Origin of the sequence: Streptomyces globisporus (assembly GCF_003501885.1) — a bacterium.
GTDB classification, from domain to species: Bacteria; Actinomycetota; Actinomycetes; order Streptomycetales; family Streptomycetaceae; genus Streptomyces; species Streptomyces globisporus_D.
In genome coordinates, this window is the sequence record NZ_QWFA01000012.1 from 33,848 (window position 1) to 57,609 (window position 23,762).

Consider the following 23,762-nt stretch of genomic DNA (forward strand, 5'->3'; position numbering starts at 1 on the left):
TCGCCCCGGGCGGGGTACGTAGAAGTCCATGACGCCCTCCGCCACGTACCGGCTTCAGCTCCAGCCCGACTTCCCGTTCGCCGCCGCCGAGAAGGCCGTGCCGTATCTCGCCGCGCTCGGCGTCTCGCACCTCCATCTCTCCCCCGTCCTGGAGGCGGTCCCCGGCTCCACCCACGGCTACGACGTGGTCGACCACAGCCGGGTCCGCGCGGAGCTGGGCGGTGAGGAGGGGCTGCGGTCGCTGGCCTCGGCCGCCCGGGACCACGGGCTCGGGCTGGTCCTGGACATCGTGCCCAACCACATGGCCGCCTCGCCCCGGCACAACCGCCGGCTGTGGGAGGTGCTGCGCGAGGGCGCGGCCTCCCCGTACGCCCGCTGGTTCGACATCGACTGGGCGGCGGGCGGCGACCGGGTGCTGCTGCCGGTGCTCGCCGGGCCGCTCGGCCAGGAGCTGGGGCACCTGGCCGTGGACGGGGAGGTGCTGCGCTACCACGATCTGGAGTTCCCGCTCCGGGCCGGCACGGCTGATCTTCCGCTGCCTCGGCTGCTGGAGGAGCAGCACTACCGGCTCGGATGGTGGCGGCTGGCCCGCACCGAGCTGAACTACCGGCGGTTCTTCACCGTCCCGGAGCTGATCGGAGTCCGCGTGGAGCACCCGGAGGTCTTCGAGGACACTCACGCCAAGGTCCTCGAACTGCTCCGCGACGGCGTGCTCGACGGGCTGCGCATCGACCACCCCGACGGGCTCGCCGCCCCCGCCGCCTATCTGGAGCAGTTGAACGAGGCCACCGGCGGGCGCTGGACGGTGGTGGAGAAGATCCTCACCGGCGACGAGCACCTCCCGGCGGAGTGGGCGGTCGCGGGCACCACCGGGTACGATGCTCTGCGCCGGATCGACGGGCTGTTCACCGACCCGTCCGGAGCGGAAGAACTGGTCTCCTGTTACCGGGAGTTCGCGGGCCCGCCCGGCGACCGGGGCGGCGACTGGACGAAGACGGTGCGGCGGGCCGCTTACCGGGTGGCAACGCACGAGCTGGCCGCCGAGACGGCGTGGCTGACCCGGCTGGCGGCCCGGATCTGCGACCGGGACCCCGCGCTGCGGGACCACGCCCCGTGGGCGCTGCGGACGGCGGTCCGGGAGCTGCTGGTCCGTGTCCCGGTCTACCGGCCGTACGTCACGGCGGGCGAGCCGCCGACCCGGATCGCCGAGGAGACGCTGACCGACGAGGCGGTACGGGACGCGAAGACGGTGTTCTCCGTGCCGGAGGAGGCGGCGGCCGTGGACGTCGTACGGGATCTGGCGCTCGGGCGGCTCGGCGGCGGGGAGGAACAGTCGGCGTTCTGCGCCCGGTTCGCGCAGACCGCGTCAGCGCTGCACGCCAAGTCGGTGGAGGACACCGCGTTCTACCGGTACGTCCCGCTCATCTCGGCCACCGAGGTGGGCGGCGACCCGGGCCGACCCGCCGTGTCACCACAGGAGTTCCACTCGTTCGCCGCGAGGATCGCCCGCGACCGGCCCGCCACCGGCACGGTCCTGACCACGCACGACACAAAGCGCAGCGCGGACGTCCGGGCCCGGATCGCGGTGCTGTCGCAGTGCCCGGAGCGGTGGGCGGCGCTGGTGACGGAGCTGACGGCGGCGACGCCGGTCGCCGCCCCGGACCCCCAACTTTCCTGGGCCGCCTGGCAGTCGGCGTACGGCTGCGCGGAGATTCCGCCCGACGAGCTGGGCGAGCGGCTGGAGCCGGCGCTGCTGAAGGCGGTGCGCGAGGCGGGGCTCTTCACCAGCTGGACGGAGTCCGACCCGGCCTACGAGCGCGCGGTGTCGGACTTCGTCGCGGCCGGGCCGGGGCGTGGGGAGGGCGTGCCCCGCAGGCTGATCGCCGAGTTCGCGGACGCGCTCGCCCCGCATGTCCGGGCCCAGGTGCTGGGGGCGGCGCTGGTCCATCTGACGATGCCGGGGGTGCCGGATCTCTACCAGGGCACGGAGAGCGAGTACCTGGCCCTGGTCGACCCGGACAACCGGCGGCCGTTCCGGCGGCCGGACGTTCCGGACGAGAAGCAGACGCTGACGGCGGCCGCGCTCGGACTGCGCCGCGAACTGCCAGGCGTGTTCGGCGAGTCGGGGACGTACGCGCCCCTGACGGCGACCGGCGGGGCCGCCCCGCATCTGCTGGCGTTCTGCCGCTCGGGCGAGGTGGTCACAGCGGTGACCCGTCTGTCGCTGCGGCTGGCCGAGGGCGGCGGCTGGCGGGACACGGTGCTGGAACTGCCGGACGGGGGCCCCTGGCGGGACCTGCTGTCGGCGTCGCCGGGCCGGGAGTTCACGGGGAGCACGGTGGTGGCGGGCGAACTGTTCGCGGAACGGCCGGTGGCGCTGTTGCGGCGGGTGGGCGGCTGAGGAGCCGGCCCCGGAGGGCGGCGGCGCGCCGCCGGGGAGGGGCCCGCCCGGGACGTGCGCGGTCGGCCCGTGCCCCCTCCCTCAGGACGGGCGTACGAGCAGAGCGCGCGGGCCACGGGTGAGGAGGCCGCCCGCCACCGGGCGGAAGCCGTCGGCCCAGCGGATGCCGGGCATCGCCGCCAGCAGGGCACGCAGCCCATGTTCGGCCTCCAGCCGACCGAGGAGGGCGGCGGGGCAGCCGGCCGGACCGATGAGCAGCGGGTCGGCGTCGGCGCGCAGCGGGTCGAACCGGTCGGGTGCGGCGAACCGGGCCGGGTCGCGGCCCGCCGCCCCGATGAGGCAGGCGACGGGTGCGTCGGCGGGGAGCGTGCCCCCGCTGACGGCGACCTCGGTACGGGTGCGGCGCAGCACGATCTGGACGGGCGGATCGCGGCGCAGTGTCTCGGCCCAGGCCCGCCCGAGCAGCGCCCCGGAGCCTGCCCCGCCCGCGCCCCCGCCCGCTTCGCCGGCGGTCGCGGCGGCCAGCAGGTCGGGATCGTCGAGCATGTTCGCGAGGAACGAGGCGAGGGCGTGCTCGCGGAGCGCGGTGGTCCCGGTGCAGTCACCGGCTCCCCCGCCGGTACGCCGGTGGCGGGCACCCCTGGGCAGGTTTCTCAGGTCCGGGTGGGCGAGCCCCGCGGCCGCGGCCGCGGCCCCGGCGGGCAGCCACCGGCAGAAGTCGGCGACCAGGTCCGCCCGCTCACGCCCGGCGATCCGGCGGGCCAGGACGTACGCCGTGCGCTCGACGGCGGGAGCGGCGGTGCTCCACGGCACGGTGAGCGGGCCGCAGACCAGGCTGCCCCGGCAGAGGCCGAGCGGGACGGGGGCCCGGCCGCGCGGGGCCCCGTCGTGCGGGTAGCCGGTGAACCGGGGGTCCGTGAGGGCCAGGGCCACATCCGCGTACCGGCTCAGCAGCCAGGCGCCGAGGGCCGGGTCGTAGCCGAGGGGGTAGTCGGTGCGCAGCAGGCGGTAGAGGCGCAGCCGGTACGGATCCGTCGTGGCCCCCGGCGCCAGCAGGCCCGGCAGGCCGCCGGAGAGCCGGTGCGGACGACGGGCGGCGGGCAGGGCGTCGGGGCGGTCCACCGGCATCCCGCACCCCCTGGACTCGGTGCGCCGGCGGTCGGCGCGCGTCCTCTCAGCGGACCACCGACGGGGGCGCGCCGCAGTCGGCGTACGGCCGTTCGGGTGAGGGTTCGCCGGGGCGCGGGGGGCGGATTCCAGCGGTGGGCAGGGTGCTGAGCAGGTGTGTGAAGGCCGCCGCCGCCCCGGTCAGGGCCACCCGGGAGAACACGCCCAGCGAGCGCAGCCAGGGCGGGTCGATGACGAGGACCGCGCAGTCCTCGCCGACCGCGCCCCGGACGAGGTGGGCGGGGGCCATGGACACGCCGACGCCGGCCGCCGCCATCCGCACGGCGGTCGACGTGTGCTCGGTCCACAGCGCCGTGCGGGGAGCGAAGCCCGCCGCCTCGCAGACGCCGTCCAGGAAGGGGCGGCCCTCGACGACCGGCTCCATGGCGCACCGCACCCAGGACCGGTCGGCCAGTTCGTGGAGGCCGACCGAGGAACGCCCGGCCAGCGGGTCGTCGAACGGGACGACGAGAACGATCTCCTCCTCCCCCACCGGGACCACGGGCCCGGCCCAGCCCACCGGCAGCGGCCCCACGGCCAGGTCGGCGATACCGCGCTCCACCTGGTCCTCCAGGGCGTCGGTGGTCGCGTACTCGTGGAGGACGAGGCCCACACCGGGACGGGTGCGCCGCCAGTGGGCGAAGACCTCGGGGAAGACGCCGACGGCCACCGAGTGCACGGTGGCGATGTGCAGTTCACCGCCTTCCGCACCGGCGGCGGCGCGGGCCGCACGGCGTGCCTGGGCGGCGCTGCGGACGGAGCGTTCGGCGTGCGGGAGGAAGGCCCGGCCCATCGGAGTGAGCAGGACGCCGCGCGGCAGCCGTTCCAGCAGGTCGCCGCCGACTGTCCGCTCCAGCGCCTTGATCTGGTGGGAGAGGGCGGGCTGGGTGACGTGGAGCCGTTCGGCGGCGCGGGTGAAGGAGGACTCCTCGACGACCGCGACGAAGTACTCCATCTGACGCAGACTCATGTACGGCACCCCCCGGTCGACTTCCGCACCACGCTCGCCAACGCCGGCCCATGAACGTTGTGCATCGGCTCCACACGCATTCTGCCTTGGACGCATGGCCGGGGCCGGGGCGAGGGTGGAACGCATGACACGGACGAGCACGGAACAGACCGAGCAGACCGAGCAGGCGGCGAGCCCCGGGGGCACCACCACGGACGTACTGGTCATCGGCGGCGGGACCGGCGGCTACTCGACGGCGTTGCGTGCGGCGGCCCTGGGGCTGCGCGTCGTGCTCGCCGAGCGGGACGCGGTGGGGGGCACCTGCCTGCACCGCGGCTGCATCCCGAGCAAGGCGATGCTGCACGCCGCCGAACTCGTCGACGGCATCGCCGAGGCCCGGGAGCGGTGGGGCGTGAAGGCGACGCTCGACGCGGTGGACTGGTCTTCTCTGGTCGCGACCCGGGACGACATCGTGGCCCGCAATCACCGCGGGGTCGAGGGGCAACTGACCCGGGCCGGGGTGACGGTGGTACGCGGCAGCGCCGAGTTGACGGGCCCGTGCTCCGCCCGGATCGGCGGGCACGGGGAGGTCGTCGCCCGGCGCGGGGTGGTGCTGGCGACCGGCTCGCGGCCCCGGATGCTGCCGGGCGGGGCGGCGGACGGGCGGCGGGTGGTGACGAGCGACGACGCGCTGTACGCACCGGGGCTGCCCGGGTCCGTGCTGGTGGTCGGCGGCGGGGCGATCGGCGTCGAGTACGCCTCGCTCCACCGGTCGTTGGGGGCCGATGTGACGTTGGTGGAGGCCGCCGACCGGCTGGTGCCGCTGGAGGACGCGGAGGTGTCGCGGCATCTGGCCAGGGGGCTGCGGAAGCGGGGTATCCGGGTGGAGGCGGGCGCGCGGCTGCTGGAGTGGACGGTGGTGGACGAGGGAGTGCGGGCCGTGGTGCGGACCGCCCGGGGCGAGTCGGTCGCGGTGGCGGCTGAGCGGCTGTTGGTGGCGGTCGGCCGCGAGCCGGTGACGGACGGGCTGGGGCTGGCGGCGGCGGGGCTGGTCACGGACAGGCGGGGCCATGTGGTGCCCGCCGACTGGTCACGTCTTGAGACGGCGGTGCCGGGCATCCATGTGGTGGGCGACCTGCTGCCGCCGCCGTCCCTCGGGCTGGCCCACGCCTCGTTCGCCGAGGGGCTGTTGGTCGCGGAGACGCTGGCCGGGCTGCGTACCTCCCCGGTCGACTACGCCACCGTTCCCCGCGTCACGTACTCCTCACCGCAGACGGCCGCGGTGGGGCTGACCGAGGCGCAGGCCCGGGACGCGGGGCACGACGTGGTGGTGAACACTCTGCCGCTGACGGCTGTCGCCAAGGGCATGGTGCACGGCAGGGGCGGTCTGGTGAAGGTGGTGGCGGAGCGGGCGGGCCGGGTCCTCGGGGTGCATCTGGTCGGCCCGCACGTCTCGGAGATGATCGCGGAGAGCCAGCTCGTGGTGGGCTGGGACGCGGAGCCCGCCGATGTGGCCCACCACATCCATCCGCATCCGACGCTCGTAGAGGCGGTCGGCGAGGCGTTCCTGACGCTGGCCGGGCGCGGACTGCACCAGCAGCACTGACACCCGGGACCGGCGCGGGCCCGGCGTCCCGGCGTGGGGTCAGCCGGGCGGGAGGCCGGGGCCCTGCGGCGGACGGCCGGGGTCGTGCCGCTGCTGGTCGGGCCCGTTCGACGGAGGCTCGGGAGCATGCGGCGGAAGCTGGGGCTGCGCGGCGGCGGACGGCCGGGGCGGTGCGTGCTGCGGCAGTTCGGGCAGCCGGTCCTGCGGCCGGGACATCGGTGCCGGAAGGCGGTCCGGGGCGGTGAGGCGGAAGCTCATCCGGCCGAAGCTCACCTGGTCGCCGTCGCGCACCGGAATGGAGCCGACGAGCCGCTGGCCGTTGACGCAGGTGCCGTTGGTGGAGCCGAGGTCGCGCAGCACCCAGCGGCCGTTCTGCGCGGAGAGTTCGGCGTGCAGCCGGGAGACCGTCTCGTGGTTGAGGCGCAGCCCGTTCGCCGGGTCGCGGCCGATGAGCAGCGGATACGGGCCGGGCGCCGGGAGCAGCAGCTTGGGGAGCCGCTCGGTCTGCCAGGCGCGGCGCAGCCGCCCGGGAAAGGCGGAGATCCCGCCCACCGCACGGACCAGTCCCTTCGACCAGTTGCCGCCGCTCTCCAGGTCGGCGGTGAGGGCGGCCAGCTCCTCCGGGCGACGGGCGACGAGGGCGAGTTCCATACGGCGCATGAAGGTGTCGTGCGACAGCTTGCCCTGTGCGGCACCTTCTCTGAGCACGCCGACGACACGGTCGCGCTGGGCGTCCGACAGCCGCGCGGGACTCATGGGGAACTCGAACGAGGATGTCACGTCGACGATTGTCGGGCCGAAGGGCCCGGAGTGTCCAGACGAGGCCGTGTTTCCTCCCGCGCTGACCTGCGCCGCTGCCGCGCGGACCGCCTTGCTAACGTCTGCGGCTCACTGATCACGAGGAGACCGTGTGCCCCCTGTTCCCGCCCGCTTGACGTTCCGTCCGCTGTCCGGGCCCGGCGAACTCGACCTGTTCCGCCGCCTTTCGTACGTTCTCGACCATGAGCTGGCCGACGACCTCGTCACCGGACGCCGCCTCCCGGAGTGGATGTGGGTCGCCCTGGACGGCGAGCGGGTCGTCGCCAGGGCCGCCTGGTGGACGAACGCGCCGGGCGGCGAGCCGCTGGCGCTGGACTTCTTCGACCTTGACGACGCGCTGCCCGCCCCTGAGCGGATCGAGATCGGCGTCCGCCTGCTGGAGAGGGCGACCGAGGCCGTGGTTCCGGCCGGTGCGCAGCGGCCGGAGTACGGGCGGTTCGTACCGCCGGACTGGCGCGAGGACCCGGGGGCGCGGGATGTCGTCGGGGCCCGGATCGCGGTGATGGAGGCGACCGGGGCGCGGATGCTGGTGGAGCGGCTGCGGCTGGAGTGGCGGGCCGGTACGCCGGTGCCCGGGGGCTCCGGCCGGCTGGTGTTCCGTCCGGTCACCGGCCGGGAGGATCTGCTGGCGCTGATGGCGCCGGTGATGGAAGGCACCCTCGACGCCCATGGGCAGGAGGACCTGGCGTCCGGGCTCGACGCCCGCGAGGCGGCCGAGAAGCACTACGACGAGGAGCTGGCGGGCTATTCGACCCCGATGGCCTGGTGGCGGATCGCCGAACTGCCCACCGGCGAGCCGGTCGGCTTCGTGATTCCGGCCCGCAACAACTACAACCCGATCATCGCGTACATCGGGGTGCTGCCCGCCCGGCGCGGCCACGGGTACATCGACGACCTCCTCGCCGAGGGCACCCGGGTGCTGGCGGCCGAGGGCGTGGAGCGCATCCGGGCGGCGACCGACCTCGGCAACGTACCGATGGCGAAGTCCTTCGAGCGGCTCGGGTACGTCAACTTCGAGCGGTCGTTCAACATGGTGTGGGACGCGGAGAAGGGTGGGAGCAAGGGCTAGGACCAGGGCTGGGGCGGGTCCTGGACCGCTTCCCGGATTATTCGGTGGACGGCGGGCGTCGGCGTTGGCTACGGTCGGCACCGACATCCGACGCCCGTCGTGGAAGGAGGCGAGAGACATGCGAGGGAACGGCCGCACCACCATCCGCAGTACATCTTTCTCGCGCCCCCGTCCCGTCCGCCGGGCGGTGTCGGACCTCGTCTGACCGGGAGCGCGGCATTCCGTCCCGGAGGACACCTTCATGACCGATCTGGTCATCCGCGCGCTCACGCCGAGCGACGCCGCACTCTTCACCACGTTCCAGGACAGCCCCTTCGTCGGCCGGGCCGCCTTCGGCCAGCACTACACCTCGACCGCCGACGGCGGCGAGTACCGCCCCGACTGGTCGTGGGTCGCCCTGCGCGACGGCAAGGTGGTCGCCAGAGCCGCCTGGTGGGGCGGGCCCGGGGACACCGAGCCCGTCGTGCTCAACTGGTTCGACTTCGCGGACGGGGAGGCGGAGGCGGGCGCCGAACTCCTGCGCCGCGCCCCGTTCGACAAGGAGTACGAGCTGATCGCGCCCGCCGGCTGGCGGGACGACCCGGCGGCGCGGGCCGCCGTCGAGGAGCGGGTCGCCGCCGCGACGGCGGCCGGGATGAAGCCGCTGGTCGAGCGCTACCGCTACCGCTGGACCCCCGGCTGCCCGCTGCCCGAGCGAACGGGCCGGCTCACCTACCGCCCGGAGCCGGACGACGAGGTCATCCTCGATGTGCTGCGCCGGGTGCACTCGTCCACGCTGGACGCCCACGCCCGCAAGGCCATCGAGGGCCCCGGCGGTCTGGAGGCGGCGGCGCGCGAGGAGTTGGAGTTCTTCCACTGGTGCCCCTCGCCGAGGGAGTGGTGGCGCCTCGCGTACACCCCGGACGGGGAGGTGGCGGGCATCCAGGTGCCCGCGCACAACCCGTCGGGGCCCTGCGTCGGCTTCATCGGGGTCGTGCCCGAGGCGCGCGGACACGGGTACGGCTACGACCTGCTGGTGGAGTGCACGCGCTTCCTGGTCGAGCAGGGCGCCGAGTTCGTCGCGGGAGCGACGGACCAGGGGAACGCGCCGATGGCCGCCGCGTTCGCCCGTGCCGGATACCCCGTCACCCAGGAGTGGGTCCATCTGGCGTGAGGGCCCCGGCCCCCTCGGCCAGCCACTCCAGGCGGAGCAGCTGCTCGGCGGGGATCGTCGCGTCCTCGCCGCGTGGCCCCACGTTGAGCAGGACGTTGCCGCCGTCGGCCGCCGTGTCGCGGACCAGTGAGGTCAGCGTCGCGCGGTCGATGAAGGCGTCGGGGCCGGAGTTGCGGTTGTAGCCGAAGCTGTGGTCGACGCCCCGGGTGATCTCGTACGGGTCGGAGCCCTCGTAGCGGGCGTACTCCGGCGTACGGAAGTCGAAGACGGGCGGTGTGCGCGGGACGAAGCCCTCGCCCTGCGCCACCGTCCGGCGGTCCCACCAGTTGTACAGCGCCTTCGCGCCCGGCAGGCCCAGCCCTCGCCAGTGCGGTGCGTAGGGCAGCAGACGGTCGTTGACGACGCCGTGCGGGACGGTGAAGCGGTAGAAGTCGACCAGCGAGCGGATCTCGTCGGCGGAGGCGGGCCAGGCGATGTCGTTCCAGAGGATGTCGGGCCGGTAGCGGCGGATCAGCTCCCGCAGCTGCGCGTCGGCGTAGGCGGGGTAGCGTCCGCGCGGGACGGCGGAGAACATGTCGGCCGCCGTGCCGATGGGCCGGTCGTCGAAGGTCCAGTCGAGCCCGCCGGAGTAGTAGACGCCGAAGCGCAGGCCCTCGGCCCGTACGGCTTCCGCGAACTCGCCGACCACGTCCCGGGTGGTGTGCCAGCCGGTGCGGTGCGGGTTCTCCGTTTCGGAGGGCCAGAGGCAGAACCCGTCGTGGTGCTTGGTGACCAGGACCGCGTATCCGGCCCCCGCCTCACGGAAGGACCGGGCCCAGGCGGCCGGGTCCCAGCCGGCGAGCCCGTCCTCGAAGTCGCGGCCGAAGTCGGAGTAGGGGCGCGTCCCGTAGGTGGCGCGGTGGTGGGCGGCGACCGGGGAGCCGGGGAAGCGGAGCGCGTTCTCGTACCACTCCGCGTACGAGGTCCAGCCCAGCGGAGCACGCCGGCCCGCCGCCGGGAGTTCGGCGGCGGGGACGTAGGGCGGGGCCCAGCCGGGGACGGATGCGGGTGTCCAGTGAACGAAGATCCCCAGCCGGGTCCGGGACCACCATGAAGCGACCATGGCGGGAGTATTGATCATTCGGGCGGTGCCGCGTAAGCCCCCTCGACCGCCGGGTTCCGCTCCTGGGCCACCCGGGACTCCTGTGCGCTCTGTGTCTTCTGTGCGCGGATCAGGTCGCGGTACCAGGCGTACGAGGCCTTCGGCGTACGGGTCAGGGTCTCGTAGTCGATGTGTACCAGGCCGAACCGCTGCGATGCCCCTTCCGTCCACTCCACGTTGTCGGTCAGCGACCAGGTGAAGTAGCCGCGTATGTCCACCCCGGCGTCCATCGCCGTGCGCAGGGCGGTGAGGTGGCTCTCCAGGTAGGCGATGCGGCGGTCGTCGGCGTGGGGTTCCTCCAGGGCGCAGCCGTTCTCCGTGACGTAGAGCGGCGGGAGGCGGTCACCGTAGCGGGTGTGCAGGGTGGTGACGATCTCGGTGAGGCCCTCGGGGACGACGGGCCAGCCGAAGCCGGTCTTCTCGTACCCCTCGATCTCCCGTATACCGAAGGGGAGTTCGGCGGGCATGGTGAAGCCGGAGAAGGTCTCCAGGGCCTCCGGGCGGGGTGCGCCGACGAGGGTCGGGTTGTAGTAGTTGATCCCGTACCAGTCGAGCGGGGTGGAGATGACCTTCAGGTCCTCGGCGACCGGGCCAGGCATCAGGGCGGCGAGGTTCTCGTCCGGGTAGCGGCAGGTGAGGACGGGGTCGGCGAAGAGCCAGTTGGTGAGCGTGTCGTACAGCTCCGCGCCGAAGCGGTCCTCGTCGCTGTCCCCGGCCGTCCAGACCGGGGCGTGCGAGAAGGCGGCGCCGATGTTGTCCGCGCCCGCCGCGCGCAGGGCGCGGACGGCGAGGCCGTGGGCGAGGAGCTGGTGGTGGGCGGCGGGCAGGGCGTCGAAGAGGAGGGTGCGGCCGGGGGCGTGCTCGCCGAGGGCGTAGCCGAGGAGGGTGACCTCCGCGGGTTCGTTGATCGTGATCCACATGGGGACCCGGTCGGCGAGGCGTTCGGCGACGATGCCCGCGTATTCGGCGAAGCGGTAGGCGGTGTCCCGGTCGAGCCAGCCGCCCGCCTCCTCCAGCGGGAGCGGGGTGTCCCAGTGGTAGAGGGTCGGGGCGGGGGTGATGCCGTGGGCGCACAGCTCGTCGACGAGCCGGTCGTAGAAGTCGAGCCCGTCGGCGTTGACCGCCCCGCTGCCTCCGGGCACCACGCGGGGCCAGCTGACGGAGAATCGGAAGGCGTCGGCGCCGAGCCCGGCGAGCAGGGCGACGTCCTCGCGGTAGCGGGCATGGAAGCCGGTGCCCCGGGTGGTGTCGGTGCCGTCCTTGATCCGGCCGGGCAGCGCGGCGAAGGCGTCCCAGCCCGAGGGGCCCTTGCCGTCCGCGTCCACCGCCCCCTCGGTCTGGAACGCGGAGGCGGAGGCTCCCCAGAGGAAGCCGGGCGGGAAGATCGGCAGGGACATCGCGGCCTCCAGCAGCCGTACGTGGGAATCCGTATGAGCGGGCGCCTCGCCGGGCAATGATCAGGACCAGACCTTAATCGCCGGTGGCGGGCGGCAACAGAGCCTGTCGCGAGGATCGTGGAGCCCGTCCCGGGCGACCGCGCGCCCCGCCCAGGGACGAGGAGTGGTGGATGCAGTTCGAGGTGTGGGCCCCCGACGCGGACTCGGTCGTCCTGGAGGCGGCGGACATCCGGTCCCCGATGGAGCGTGACGCGGAGCGCGAGGGGTGGTGGACGGCGGAGGCCGAGGCCGCGGACGGGGACCGGTACGGCTTCCGGGTGGACGACGGACCCCTGCTGCCGGACCCCCGTTCGCGGCGGCAGCCGGACGGGCCCGACGGCCCGAGCGCGGTCGTCGACCAGGAGGCGTACGCCTGGCGCAGCGGGTGGGCGGGGCGGCGGCTCAACCGGGCCGTGCTGTACGAGCTGCACGTGGGGACGTACACCCCGGAGGGCACCTTCGACGCGGCGGCGGCCCGGCTGGGCCATCTGGCGGAGCTGGGGGTCACCCATGTGTCGCTGATGCCGGTGTGCCCGTTCCCGGGGGTCAACGGCTGGGGGTACGAGGGCGTCTCGCTGTGGGCGGTGCATGAGCCGTACGGCGGACCCGAGGGGCTGAAACGCTTCGTCGACACGGCTCACGAGCTGGGTCTCGGGGTGGTGCTGGACGTCGTCCACAACCACCTGGGCCCCTCCGGCAACCACCTCCCCGCCTTCGGCCCGTACTTCACCGACACTCACCACACCCCGTGGGGCGCGGCGGTCAATCTGGACGCGCCGGGCTCGGACGAGGTGCGGGCGTTCCTGCTGGGCAGCGCCCTGGCCTGGCTGCGCGACTACCGGCTGGACGGGCTGCGGCTCGACGCGGTGCACGCCCTGGCCGACACCCGGGCGCTGACGTTCCTGGAGGAGCTGTCGGCGGCGGTCGACACGCTGGCGGTGGAGCTGGGGCGGCCGCTCGGCCTGATCGCCGAGTCCGACCTCTGCGATCCGCGCACCACGACCCCGCGCCCGGCGGGCGGCCTCGGGCTGCACGCCCAGTGGAACGACGACTTCCACCATGCCCTGCACACCGCGCTCACCGGTGAGTCCCAGGGCTACTACGCCGACTTCGCCCGGGCCCCGCTGGCCGCCCTCGCCAAGACCGTGACATCGGCGTTCTTCCACAACGGGACGTGGTCCAGCTTCCGGGGCCGGAGCCACGGCCGCCCGGTCGACGTGTCCCGCACGCCGGCGCATCGCTTCGTCGGGTACGCGCAGACGCACGACCAGATCGGCAACCGGGCGCTGGGCGACCGGCTGGCCTCCTCCCTCTCCCCCGGCCTCCAGGCGTGCGCCGCCGCGCTCGTACTGACAGGCCCCTTCACCCCGATGCTGTTCATGGGCGAGGAGTGGGGGGCGCGCACCCCTTGGCAGTTCTTCACCGACCACACGGACCCGGAGCTGGCCGAGGCCGTACGCAACGGCAGGCGGCGGGAGTTCGGGGCGCACGGCTGGGCGGAGGAGGAGATCCCCGACCCGCAGGACCCGGCGACCCGGGACCGGTCCTGCCTCGACTGGTCCGATCCGGAGCGCGAACCGCACGCACGCCTGCTCACCTGGTACCGCGAACTGATCGCGCTGCGGCGGACGTTGCCCGATCTGCACGACCCCGATCTGGCGTCGGTGAAGACCGCGTTCGACGAGGACGCGCGGTGGTTCGCCTACCGCAGGGGGGACCTGCGGGTCGTGGTGAACCTGGCGGACAAGCCCGCCGCGATCCCGCTCGGCCTCGGACGCCACCGCCGTTCCGGGGGGCGGGTGCTGGCGGCCTGGGAGCCGGTCGAGCCGCCGGGGCCGGACGGGGTGCTGCATCTGCCGCCGGAGTCCTGTGTGGTCCTCGCGGACGACTGAACGCCCTTGAACTCCCTTACAGGCGGGCCTACTCCACGACAACGAGTTCACGGGCGGTGGCATTGAGGCGCCGCCCGCCGTCCTCGGTCACCGCCACGATGTCCTCGATCCGGACCCCGAAGCGGCCGGGGAGGTAGATGCCCGGCTCCACGGAGAAGCACATGCCGGGGACGAGCGGCTGCTCCTCGCCCTCGATCATGTAGGGCGGCTCGTGGGTGGTGACACCGATGCCGTGGCCGGTGCGGTGGATGAACCGGTCGCCGTAGCCGAACTCGGTGATGACCGCGCGGGCGGCCCGGTCGATCTCCTGGCAGGCGACGCCGGGCCGGACGGCGGCGCAGCCCGCCTGCTGGGCCTCTCGGACGATGTCGTGCACCCGCTGCTCCTCGGCGGTGGGCTCGCCGACATGGACCGTCCGGGAGGTGTCGGAGCCGTAACCGTGCTTCAGGCCGCCGAAGTCGAGGACGACCATGTCGCCGCGCTCGATGGTGCGTTCACCCGCCTCGTGGTGCGGGTTCGCCCCGTTGGGGCCGGATCCCACGACAGTGAAGTCCACCTGGGAGTGTCCGAACTCCCGCAGCAGCGCGGCGAGATCCATGGCCACGTCGACCTCCCGGCGGCCGGAGAAGCGCACCTTGAGGATCTCCTCGTACGTGGCGTCGGCGGCGGCCCCGGCGGCGGCGAGCCGTTCCAGCTCGGCAGCGTCCTTGACCGCGCGGAGCATCGGCAGGGCTTCGGTGAGCGCGGTGTAGGAGGTGCCGGGCAACTGCCGCTGGAGGCCCAGCAGATGCATCGCCCAGGCGTTGTCGCTGACGCCGAAGCGGCCCTGGGTCTCCAGCAGCGGGGCGGTCACCTCGTACGGGTCCTTGCCGTCGGTCCAGTCCCGCAGGGTCAGCGCGGGCGCCCCGGTGGCGGCGGCCGCGTCGGGGGCCTCCAGGGTCGGGACCACCAGGACCGGGTCATGGCCGGCCCGCAGCACGAGGAGGGTGAGGCGCTCGGTGCTCACGGGGCGGTAGCCGGTGAGGTGGACGAGGTCGGGGCCCGGCGCGACGATCACCCCGGCGAGCCCGGCCTCGGCGGCGGACTCGGCGGCCCGCGCCATCCGGGCCCGGTAGTCGTCGGCGGTGAAGGGCGGGGGCGGAGCGGACTGCTGGGCGAACGGGCTCGGGCTCGACATCAGGACCTCCTGGCGGTGCGACACGGCACACAGCATCCTGCCCGCCGGGCGGGGCGTATGCGACCGGCTTCCGGCCGCGTGTCAGACATCGGCCGCCGCCGGTCGTCGCCCGTCGGGCAGCCGCACGATCAGGTCCGCCCGATCGCGGCCCCGCTCCACCAGCCGGGCGTTCGTCTCGTCGGACCGGGCCACCCACTCCTCCGCGTCACGCCGGAGCCTGCCGTGGTGCACATGCCGGTCGACAAGTCGACGTACTCGCACCTCCGGGTCGAGATCCAGGAACCACACCTCGTCCAGCAGCCCGCGCACCGGGGCCCAGGGCCCGTCGTCGAGCAGCAGGTAGTTGCCCTCGGTGACGACGAGGGGGACGTCCGGCGGGACGGGCAGCGACCCCGCGACCGGCTCCTCCAGGGACCGGTCGAAGGCCGGGGCGTAGACCGCGTGCACCGGGTCCGGCGTCCGCAGCCGTCGCAGCAGCGCCGCGTACCCGGCCGCGTCGAAGGTGTCGGGCGCGCCCTTGCGGTCGGCGCGGCCGAGGCGGTCCAGCTCGGCGGCGGCCAGATGGAAGCCGTCCATCGGGACGAGGGCGGCGCGTCCGTCCAGGGCCGCGACCAGCCGGTCCGCCAGAGTGGACTTCCCGGCCCCGGGCGGGCCCGCGATCCCGAGGATGCGCCGCTGTCCGGTGTCCGCGAGGGCGCTGGCCCGGTCGTTCAGCGCGGCCCGGCCGGCGGTGCTCGTAGCGTCCACGAAGTCCATGCGGCGCATTGTGCCCGGCGGCCGGGGACCGAAGCGCTAGTGTTACGTATAACGTCACCGCACCCGACCCCTCGCCGCCGTAGAGCTTCCGAAAGGCCCCCATGTCCCACATCCCCCTGGTCACCCTGGTCGTCCGCGACTACGACGAGGCGCTCGTGTTCTACCGCGACGCGCTCGGCTTCGAACTGGTGGAGGACACCGACCGGGGCGACGGCACCCGCTGGGTGGTGGTGCGCCCGCGCGGGGCGGCGGACGGCACGGGGCTGCTACTGGCCCGCGCGAAGGATGCGGCGCAGGCCGGGGCCGTCGGCGCGCAGACGGGCGGCCGGGTCGGCTTCTTCCTGCACACCGAGGACTTCGCGGCCGACCACGAGCGGATGCGCGCGGCCGGGGTGCACTTCCTGGAGGAGCCGCGCCACGAGACGTACGGCTCGGTCGCGGTCTTCGAGGACCTGTACGGCAACCGGTGGGATCTGCTCCAGCCGGCCGGCTGAACCCGTGGCGAGCGCGCCCTGACGGTCATCGGCTTCCGGACCGCTCGATGAGCGAGGCGACTCCGTCCAGCAGCCGGGCGAGCCCGAATGCGAAGAGTGTGTCGAGTTCGAGGTCGAACTCCTCCTCGCCGAAGAGGGCGAACAGGGTCGGGTAGCCCCCACCGGTCTGGATCTGTTCCAGCCGCGCTTCGTTGGAGGCCAGCCACTCGTCGGGGGTCATGCCGGTGTCCTGGCGCGCCTGCGCCTCCAGCTCGACGGCCGCGGCGACGCCCTGGGCGTACCCGAGGAGAGCGAGGTGGACGTGGATGGTCTGCGTCGGTGTCAGCCCCAGGCCGTTCAGGGCGCTGAGGACCCGCTCGGTGTACCGCATCGCGTGGGGCGAGGCCATCGGCCGGGTGAGGGCTGCGGTGGCCCGGGCCAGCCAGGTGTGGCGCTGGTAGCGGGTCCACAACCACCGCGCCTCCCGCTCCAGTTGCGCCCGCCAGCCGACGGGCCGGGGCCCCGGCGGTTCTCCGTCGAAGACCGCCTCCGACATCAGCCGTACCAGCTCGCCCCTGTTCGGGACGTGGCGGTAGAGCGCCATGGTGGAGACGCCGAAGTCGGTGGCGACCCTCCGCATGGAGAGCGCCGCGAGTCCTTCGGCGTCGGCGAGAGCGATCGCCGCGCGGATGACGCGGTCCCGGGTGAGCCCGCGCCGGGGAGCCGTGTCCCGTTCGCGTCCCGATACGGCGACCACGGTGCCGACGCCGGGCACGGCCCGCACGAGACCGTCCTGCTGCAGGGCGGCGAGCGCCTTCGTCGCGGTCGCCATGGCGACGCCCCAGTCCTGGGTGATACGCCGGGTGGAGGGGACGCGGGCGCCGGGCGCCAGCTCGCCCGAGGCGATCCGCCGGCGGATGTCGCCGGCGATGCGGAGGTAGGGCGGTTCCATGACCATGACCGCACTGTACTAGTGCACTCGTCCGGCATTCGGGCTGCTGGAGACCCGGACACAGCCGAGTGCACTAGGTTCCTGTTTGCCGTGTACGCCCCGTGCCCCGTTCCCTGCCGTGCATGGAGAACAACACACCCGGCCCCCGCGCGGGGCGCAAGGAATGGACCGCCCTCGGCGTCCTGATGCTGCCCCTGCTTCTGGTCTCGATGGACATCTCGGTCCTGTACTTCGCGATCCCCTATGTCAGCCAGGACCTGGAACCCAGCGCGACGCAGCAGCTGTGGATCCTCGACATGTACGGCTTCGTCCTCGCCGGGCTGCTCATCACGATGGGGGCGCTCGGCGACCGGATCGGCCGGCGCGCATCGGTGCTCGCGGGAGCGGTGCTGTTCGGGGCGGCCTCGGTCCTCGCCGCGTACGCGCAGACGTCGGAGATGCTCATCGCGGCACGCGCGTTGCTGGGTCTCGGCGGTGCCGCCCTGATGCCCTCGACGCTCGCCCTGATCCGCAATCTCTTCCACGACGCGAAGCAGCGCGGCAAAGCGGTGACCCTGTGGACCACCGTGATGACGGCGGGCATCTCCCTGGGGCCCGTGGTCAGCGGTCTGCTGCTCGAACACTTCTGGTGGGGATCGGTCTTCCTGGTCAACCTGCCCGCGATGGTGCTGCTGCTCGTACTGGTGCCCTTCCTGGTGCCGGAGTTCAGGTCCGCGCGGCGTGAGCGATTCGACCTGCTGAGCTCGCTGCTGTCCCTGGCCGCCGTGCTCCTGGTCGTCCACGGCATCAAGGAATGGGCCCGGCACGGGTACGACCCGCTGCCAACCGTCACGATGGGCGTGGGGCTCGTGCTCGGCTTCGTCTTCGTACGCCGTCAGAAGCACCTCGCGCATCCGATGATCGACCTCGGGCTGCTCGGCCGGCGTACCTTCGGCGGCCCGGTGTTCGCCAATCTCCTGGCGATGTTCGCGACCGTCGGGATGGCCGTCTTCCTCACCCAGTACCTGCAGTCCGTCCTCGGCCTGAGCCCGTTCGGGGCCGCCCTGTGGAGTCTGGTACCGGCCGTCGGCGCGGCCGTCGCGGCTCCGGTGGCGGCCGCGCTCGCCCAGCGCGTCGACCGGGCGTACGTCATGGGCGGCGGATTCTCCGTCTCCGCCTGCGGCTTTCTGTGGATGACCCAGGTGCGGGCCGACTCGGCGCTCTGGTTCGCCCTGACCGGCGCCGCCCTCTACGCGGGAGGTCTGGTCGCCGCGATGGCCCTCGCCACCGAACTCGCCCTCGGCGCGGCCCCGCCCGAGCGCGCGGGTTCGGCGTCGGCCGTGCTGGAGTCGGGCCAGGAGCTCGGTGGAGCGCTGGGGATGGCCGTCCTCGGGTCCATCGGCGCGGCGGTCTACAGCCGGGACATGGCCGAGGCCGTGCCCGCCGGGATGCCTCATGCCGAAGCCGTACGCGAGACGCTGGGCGGGGCGACGGCCGCCGCGGCCCGGCTGCCCGACGAGACCGCCGACGCCGTACTGACGGCGGCGCGCGACGCCTTCACGCACGGGATGAGCTTCGCAGCGGTCGGCGCGGGCGTCGTCATGGCCGCGGCCGGTGTCTTCTCCGTCGCCCGGCTGCGGGGTGCGGGCCGGGCGAAGCCCCCGGCGGAATCGGCCGAGCCCCGGACCGCCGCCCTCCCGTCGTGAGGGCCGACGCCCCCTGGAGTTCGCCCGGCGCGGGTTCCGGCCGGCCTGAGCCGGGTCGCGGAGCGCGGGCGGGGGGCCACTCGGAGCGCCGAGCCCTACGGCCCTCGGGTCAGGACCGGGCGGCCAGCCCCGCCTCGCGTACGGCCACCGCCTCCATCGCGTCCAGCACCGGCCGGATCAGCGGATGGCCCTCGGCCCCCTGGCGTACGGCCGCGAAGACCCGGCGGGTGGGGGCGCTGCCCTCGACCGGGCGGACGACGACCCCGGTCAGCTCCATTCCGCGCAGCGCCGAGCGGGGCACCAGCGCCACCCCGGCGTCCGCCCCGGCCAGGGCGACCACCGCGTGGAAGTCGTCCGACGAGTGGTCGAGGCGCGGAGCGAAACCGGCGTACTCGCAGGCCAGGACCACCACGTCATGGCAGGGGTTGCCCGGGTAAGGACCGATCCACGGGTCCTTCGCGAGATCGGCGACCGCCACCTGGGCCTGGCCGGCGAGGCGGTGACCCACCGGGAGCACCGCGTCGAACGGCTCCGAGTACAGCGGGACGCGGGTGAGCCGGCGGTCGTCCTCGGCGGGCGCGCCCCGGTATTCGACGGCCACCGCCACATCCACCTGCCGGTCCAGGACCATCGGCACGCTGGCGTCGCCCTCCCGTCGCCCTCCGCCACATCCACCTATCCACCTGCCGGTCCAGGACCATCGGCACGCTGGCGTCGCCCTCCGCGTCCTGGACCTTGACCCGGATGCCGGGCGCGGTGCGGGCCAGCTCGGTGAGGGCGGGGGCGAGGACGAGGCCGATGCCGGTGGCGAACGCGGCGACCGTGACCGTACCGGCGACGCCCGCGCTGTAGTCGGCCAGCTCCGCCTCGGCCCGCTCCAGCTGGGCGAGGACCAGGTTGGTGTGGCTGAGCAGGATCTCCCCGGCGGCCGTGAGCCGGGCGCCGCGCGCCCCGCGTTCGACGAGGCGGTGGCCGGTCTCCTGCTCCAGGGCGGCGAGCTGCTGGGAGACGGCGGAGGGGGTCAGGTACAACGCGGCGGCGGCCGCGGTCACCGTGCGGTGGTCGGCCACCGCACGGAGGATTCGCAGCCGCCGCGCATCGATCATGTGCCCATTGTCCCAGGTGGTGGCGGAACCACCGACCCGGTCGGCGGGTCAGGCGGCTTCCGCCTCCAGCGCGGCCCGGGCGTCGACGAACGCGTCCACGGCACGGTTCACATCCGCGGTGGAGTGGGCGGCCGAGAGCTGGACGCGGATACGCGCAGCGCCCTGCGGGACGACGGGGTACGAGAAGCCGATCACGTACACGCCGCGCTCCAGGAGCAGTTCCGCCATCCGGCCCGCCTTGCCCGCGTCGCCGATCATGACGGGGGCGATGGCGTGGTCGCCGGGGAGGATGTCGAAGCCCTCCGCGGTCATCCGGGTGCGGAACAGCTCGGTGTTGGCGGCGAGCTGCTCGCGCAGGTCCCCGGCGGACTCCAGCAGGTCGATGACCTTGAGGGAGGCGGCGGCGATGACCGGGGCGAGGGTGTTGGAGAAGAGGTACGGGCGCGAGCGCTGGCGCAGCAGGGCGACGATCTCCGCGCGGGCCGCGACGTAACCGCCGGAGGCTCCGCCGAGCGCCTTGCCGAGGGTGCCGGTGATGATGTCGACCCGGTCCATCACGCCGTGCAGCTCGGGCGTGCCGCGGCCGCCGGGGCCGACGAAGCCGACGGCGTGCGAGTCGTCGACCATGACCATGGCGTCGTAGCGGTCGGCCAGGTCGCAGATCTCCTGGAGCGGGGCGACGTACCCGTCCATGGAGAAGACGCCGTCGGTGACGATGAGACGGCGGCGGGCCCCGGACGCCTCCTTGAGCTGCGTCTCCAGCTCGGCCATGTCGCGGTTGGCGTAGCGGTGGCGCTTGGCCTTGGAGAGCCGGATGCCGTCGATGATGGAGGCGTGGTTGAGGGCGTCGGAGATGACGGCGTCCTCGGGGCCGAGCAGGGTCTCGAAGACTCCGCCGTTGGCGTCGAAGCAGGAGGAGTAGAGGATCGTGTCCTCCTGGCCGAGGAAGGCCGAGAGCCGCTGCTCCAGCTCCTTGTGGACCTCCTGGGTGCCGCAGATGAAGCGGACCGAGGCCATCCCGTAGCCCCAGCGGTCCAGCGCCGCGTGGGCGGCGGCGATGACCTCGGGGTGGTCGGCGAGGCCGAGGTAGTTGTTGGCGCAGAAGTTGAGGACCTCGCCGGGGCGGCCGCCGGAGGTGACCTCGACGGTCGCGGACTGCGGGGTGCCGATCACGCGCTCGGGCTTGTGCAGCCCGGCGGCGCGGATCTCGTCGAGGGTGGTGCGCAGATCGTCGCGTACGGAGTCGAACATGCGGATTCCTTAAAAGATCAGGTAACGGACCAAGGGGAGGCGGTCAGGCGGTCCAGTCGAGGATGACCTTGCCGCCGAGGCCGCTCGCCGCGTCGTCGAAGGCGGCCTCGAAGTCGCGGAAGCCGTACCGGCCGGTGATCACGGGGGCCAGGTCGAGGCCGCCCTCCAGCAGGACGGACATGGCGTACCAGGTCTCGAACATCTCGCGGCCGTAGATGCCCTTGATGGTGATCATCGAGGTGACGATGCGGGCCCAGTCGACGGCGAACTCCTCGGCGGGCAGGCCGAGCATGGCGATCCGGCCGCCGTGCGTCATGTTCGCGACCATGTCGCGCATCGCCTCGGGGCGGCCGGACATCTCCAGGCCGATGTCGAAGCCCTCGCGCAGGCCGAGTTCGCGCTGCCCGTCCGCGATGGTGCTCTCCGCGACGTTGAGGGCGAGGCTGACGCCGACCTTGCGGGCCAGGGCGAGGCGGGCCTCGCTGACGTCGGTGATGACGACATTGCGGGCGCCGGCGTGCTTCGCGACGGCGGCGGCCATGATGCCGATCGGGCCGGCACCGGTGATCAGGACGTCCTCGCCGACGAGCGGGAAGGAGAGCGCGGTGTGCACGGCGTTGCCGAACGGGTCGAAGATCGCCGCGATGTCGAGGTCGACGGGGACCCGGTGCACCCACACGTTGGAGGCGGGCAGGACGACGTACTCCGCGAACGCCCCGTCGCGGCCGACGCCGAGGCCGATCGTGGAGCGGCAGAGGTGGCGGCGGCCGGCGAGACAGTTGCGGCACTTGCCGCAGACGAGGTGGCCCTCGCCGCTGACCAGGTCGCCGGTGGCGATGTCGGCGACGTCGGAGCCGATCGCGGCGACCTCGCCGACGAACTCGTGGCCGAGGATCAGCGGGGTGGTGACCGCCTGCTGGGCCCAGCCGTCATAGGCACGGATGTGCAGGTCGGTGCCGCAGATACCGGTGCGCAGGACCTTGATCAGGACGTCGGTGGGGCCGTACTCCGGCTCCGGCACGTCCATCAGCCACAGTCCGGGCTCGGCCTTCTGCTTGACGAGTGCCTTCACGGCTGTGGCTCCCTGACGTCGGTACGCGAGTGAATACCCCGGGCCGCGGGGCATGTCGGAGGACCCTGTGGCCCGGGGTGGTCTTGGGTGTCACCCCCCATGGTGGGGGTTCGGCGGGACGGGACGGAGCATCTCGGAAAGCTCCACGCGCCGTCCCCGGCCGTCATCGAGAAGGCTGCCGTACGGCGGGGTCCCCGGTCCATCGAGGATTTCTTAAGCGCCGCCGCAGGAGATCTTCACACCTGGCCGGGGCTTCACCGACCGCTGCCGTCGGACGTCTACCGGACCTGGCCGTACGGGCCCAGGAAGCGGGGGCGCCCCTGCTCGATGCGGTAGAGGAAGATCCCGTCCGGGATGCGCACCTGGCGGGTCGAGGCGTCGAAGGTGAGGGTCCGCACGATCCCCCGGTGCTCGGTGCGCACGAGCCGCCCGCCGATCCCGCTGCGCACCTCGCCCGAGGCGCTGGTGGTCCCGGCGGCGCGGGCGATCAGGCCGACCGCGTCGTACGCCTCGGCGGCCCAGGTTGCCGGGGGTGCGCCGAAGCGCTTGCGGTGGGCGGCGGTGAAGGCGCGGGCGGCCGGGAGCGCGGCGGGGTCGGCGTACGCCTCGGCGAAGACCCAGCCGTCGGCCGCCGCGCCCGCCCCGTCGAGAAAGGCGGGTCCGAGGGCGGGTCCGGCGGCGACCCGGGCGCCGGTGAAGCCCTCGCCCGCGAGTGCGGTGGCGAGGCGGGCAGCGCGGGACGCGTCGCCGCCCGCGTGGACCACGGCGTCCGCCCCGCTGCTCATCGCCTTGCGGGCGACCGCGCCGAAGCCCTCGTCGCCCCGGGCGAGGGGGTGTTCGAGGAGCGTGGCACCGGTGGGGGTGGCCTGGCGGAACGCGCTCCCGACCTCTCCCGCGAGCGCCGGATCGGCGGCGTCCTCGACGAGGAGAATGCGGCGGGCGGGGCTGGTACGGGTCAGGTAGCCGATCAGGCCCGGGGTGAGCATACGGTCCAGTGGGCGGGTGACACAGAGGTGGAGCCCGGTGCCGGACTCGACGGTGCTCGATCCGGCCGCGACGACGACGGTGGCCAGCCGCGCCTCGCCGTACCGCTGGATGAGGTCCGCGCGCAGGACGGCGCCGGTCGGCCCGAGGACCGCGATGACCGCGGGGTCGGCGGCCAGCCGCCCGGCCACCCGGAGCGCCACGGCCGGGTCGCCCGCGTCGTCCCCGGTGCGCAGGGCGAGCCGGAACGCCTTGTCCTGACGGGAGTTGTGGTCGGCGACGGCGAGCTGGGCGCCGCGCTGATGGGCCAGCCCGGTGGCCCGGCCGGGTCCGCCGAGGTCGGCGTGGAGCCCGATCGTGTACGTGGGTGGCTCCCCGGACCCCGCCGAGGGACCGCCCGCCCCGGTGCCGCGCCCACGCAGGGCGTTCCAGACCGCGGCGGACCCGCCGACGAGGAGGACCGCCCCGGCGGCACCGGCGGTCAGGACCCTGCGACGGGTGGGCCCGCCCTCCCGGCCGGTTTCGTCCCCGGTCGCCCGGTCCCCGGCGGTTTCGTCCCCGGCAGGGGTGAGCCTGGTGGGCAGCGGCTCGGGGTCCGGCAGCGCGAGGGCGGCGGCGGACCGCTCGGCGATCAGAGCGGGGAGGCCGGCGGGGGGCTGCCAGGGCGTGGGGG

Annotated in this window: 17 protein-coding genes and 2 pseudogenes; 7 read left to right on the forward strand and 12 right to left on the reverse strand. The window is 73.9% G+C overall.

Annotated elements, in window-relative coordinates:
• The first annotated feature begins 28 nt into the window (after positions 1-28).
• Positions 29-2,401, forward strand: coding sequence for a malto-oligosyltrehalose synthase (treY, locus tag D3105_RS04120; protein ID WP_118900079.1), 2,373 nt, complete (start codon positions 29-31; stop codon positions 2,399-2,401).
• 81 nt (positions 2,402-2,482) lie between these two features.
• Here treY and D3105_RS04125 read toward each other — a convergent pair whose 3' ends face one another.
• Both D3105_RS04125 and D3105_RS04130 read right to left on the reverse strand, forming a co-directional pair.
• Positions 2,483-3,529 (reverse strand): cytochrome P450, encoded by a 1,047-nt coding sequence (locus D3105_RS04125; protein ID WP_118900081.1) that lies wholly within the window; start codon positions 3,527-3,529, stop codon positions 2,483-2,485.
• Positions 3,530-3,575: 46 nt separating this feature from the next.
• Entirely contained in the window at positions 3,576-4,538 is a 963-nt protein-coding gene (locus tag D3105_RS04130) for a LysR family transcriptional regulator (RefSeq protein ID WP_240646797.1), read from the reverse strand.
• Positions 4,539-4,662: 124 nt separating this feature from the next.
• Between D3105_RS04130 and lpdA the strand changes: the two genes are divergently transcribed.
• Entirely contained in the window at positions 4,663-6,123 is a 1,461-nt protein-coding gene (gene lpdA / locus D3105_RS04135; protein ID WP_206272647.1) for a dihydrolipoyl dehydrogenase, read from the forward strand.
• Between the two features lie 222 nt (positions 6,124-6,345).
• On the opposite strand, the pseudogene D3105_RS04140 reads toward lpdA, so the two are convergent.
• A pseudogene (locus tag D3105_RS04140) lies at positions 6,346-6,903 on the reverse strand (DUF1707 and FHA domain-containing protein); the annotation flags it as partial.
• Between the two features lie 130 nt (positions 6,904-7,033).
• Between D3105_RS04140 and D3105_RS04145 the strand changes: the two are divergent.
• Both D3105_RS04145 and D3105_RS04150 read left to right on the forward strand, forming a co-directional pair.
• Complete coding sequence (locus tag D3105_RS04145; protein ID WP_118900089.1) at positions 7,034-8,011, forward strand: GNAT family N-acetyltransferase; 978 nt, start codon at positions 7,034-7,036, stop codon at positions 8,009-8,011.
• Between the two features lie 241 nt (positions 8,012-8,252).
• The gene (locus D3105_RS04150; RefSeq protein ID WP_118900091.1) at positions 8,253-9,164 is read left to right on the forward strand and encodes a GNAT family N-acetyltransferase; all 912 of its coding nucleotides are present in this window, start codon (positions 8,253-8,255) and stop codon (positions 9,162-9,164) included.
• Here D3105_RS04150 and D3105_RS04155 read toward each other — a convergent pair.
• Positions 9,136-10,266, reverse strand: coding sequence for an alpha-L-fucosidase (locus tag D3105_RS04155; protein WP_118900093.1), 1,131 nt, complete (start codon positions 10,264-10,266; stop codon positions 9,136-9,138). The genes D3105_RS04150 and D3105_RS04155 overlap by 29 nt on opposite strands.
• A gap of 14 nt (positions 10,267-10,280) precedes the next feature.
• A complete protein-coding gene (locus tag D3105_RS04160; protein WP_118900095.1) occupies positions 10,281-11,702 on the reverse strand; it encodes a GH1 family beta-glucosidase in 1,422 nt (473 codons plus the stop codon).
• Between the two features lie 170 nt (positions 11,703-11,872).
• On the opposite strand from D3105_RS04160, the gene treZ reads away from it, so the two are divergent.
• On the forward strand, positions 11,873-13,633 hold the full coding sequence (gene treZ, locus D3105_RS04165; protein WP_118900097.1) for a malto-oligosyltrehalose trehalohydrolase: 1,761 nt from the start codon (positions 11,873-11,875) through the stop codon (positions 13,631-13,633).
• Between the two features lie 28 nt (positions 13,634-13,661).
• Here the strand turns inward: treZ and D3105_RS04170 are convergent, their stop codons facing one another.
• Both D3105_RS04170 and D3105_RS04175 read right to left on the reverse strand, forming a co-directional pair.
• Entirely contained in the window at positions 13,662-14,810 is a 1,149-nt protein-coding gene (locus tag D3105_RS04170) for an aminopeptidase P family protein (protein WP_118900114.1), read from the reverse strand.
• An 81-nt stretch (positions 14,811-14,891) separates the two neighbouring features.
• On the reverse strand, positions 14,892-15,566 hold the full coding sequence (locus tag D3105_RS04175) for a nucleoside/nucleotide kinase family protein (protein ID WP_206272649.1): 675 nt from the start codon (positions 15,564-15,566) through the stop codon (positions 14,892-14,894).
• Positions 15,567-15,667: 101 nt separating this feature from the next.
• On the opposite strand from D3105_RS04175, the gene D3105_RS04180 reads away from it, so the two are divergent.
• Complete coding sequence (locus D3105_RS04180; RefSeq protein WP_118900102.1) at positions 15,668-16,060, forward strand: VOC family protein; 393 nt, start codon at positions 15,668-15,670, stop codon at positions 16,058-16,060.
• A gap of 25 nt (positions 16,061-16,085) precedes the next feature.
• Here the strand turns inward: D3105_RS04180 and D3105_RS04185 are convergent, their stop codons facing one another.
• Entirely contained in the window at positions 16,086-16,997 is a 912-nt protein-coding gene (locus D3105_RS04185; protein ID WP_118900104.1) for a TetR/AcrR family transcriptional regulator C-terminal domain-containing protein, read from the reverse strand.
• 116 nt (positions 16,998-17,113) lie between these two features.
• Between D3105_RS04185 and D3105_RS04190 the strand changes: the two genes are divergently transcribed.
• Positions 17,114-18,676, forward strand: coding sequence for an MFS transporter (locus tag D3105_RS04190; RefSeq protein WP_118900116.1), 1,563 nt, complete (start codon positions 17,114-17,116; stop codon positions 18,674-18,676).
• A gap of 109 nt (positions 18,677-18,785) precedes the next feature.
• Here D3105_RS04190 and D3105_RS04195 read toward each other — a convergent pair.
• The 4 genes and pseudogenes from D3105_RS04195 to D3105_RS04210 form a co-directional block, all read right to left on the reverse strand.
• Positions 18,786-19,782, reverse strand: a pseudogene (locus tag D3105_RS04195) (LysR substrate-binding domain-containing protein).
• A gap of 48 nt (positions 19,783-19,830) precedes the next feature.
• The gene (locus tag D3105_RS04200; RefSeq protein WP_010059350.1) at positions 19,831-21,033 is read right to left on the reverse strand and encodes a glycine C-acetyltransferase; all 1,203 of its coding nucleotides are present in this window, start codon (positions 21,031-21,033) and stop codon (positions 19,831-19,833) included.
• 43 nt (positions 21,034-21,076) lie between these two features.
• Entirely contained in the window at positions 21,077-22,105 is a 1,029-nt protein-coding gene (tdh, locus tag D3105_RS04205) for an L-threonine 3-dehydrogenase (RefSeq protein WP_118900106.1), read from the reverse strand.
• 278 nt (positions 22,106-22,383) lie between these two features.
• A partial coding sequence (locus D3105_RS04210) for an ABC transporter substrate-binding protein (RefSeq protein ID WP_165890960.1) occupies positions 22,384-23,762 on the reverse strand: 1,379 nt, incomplete at its 5' end.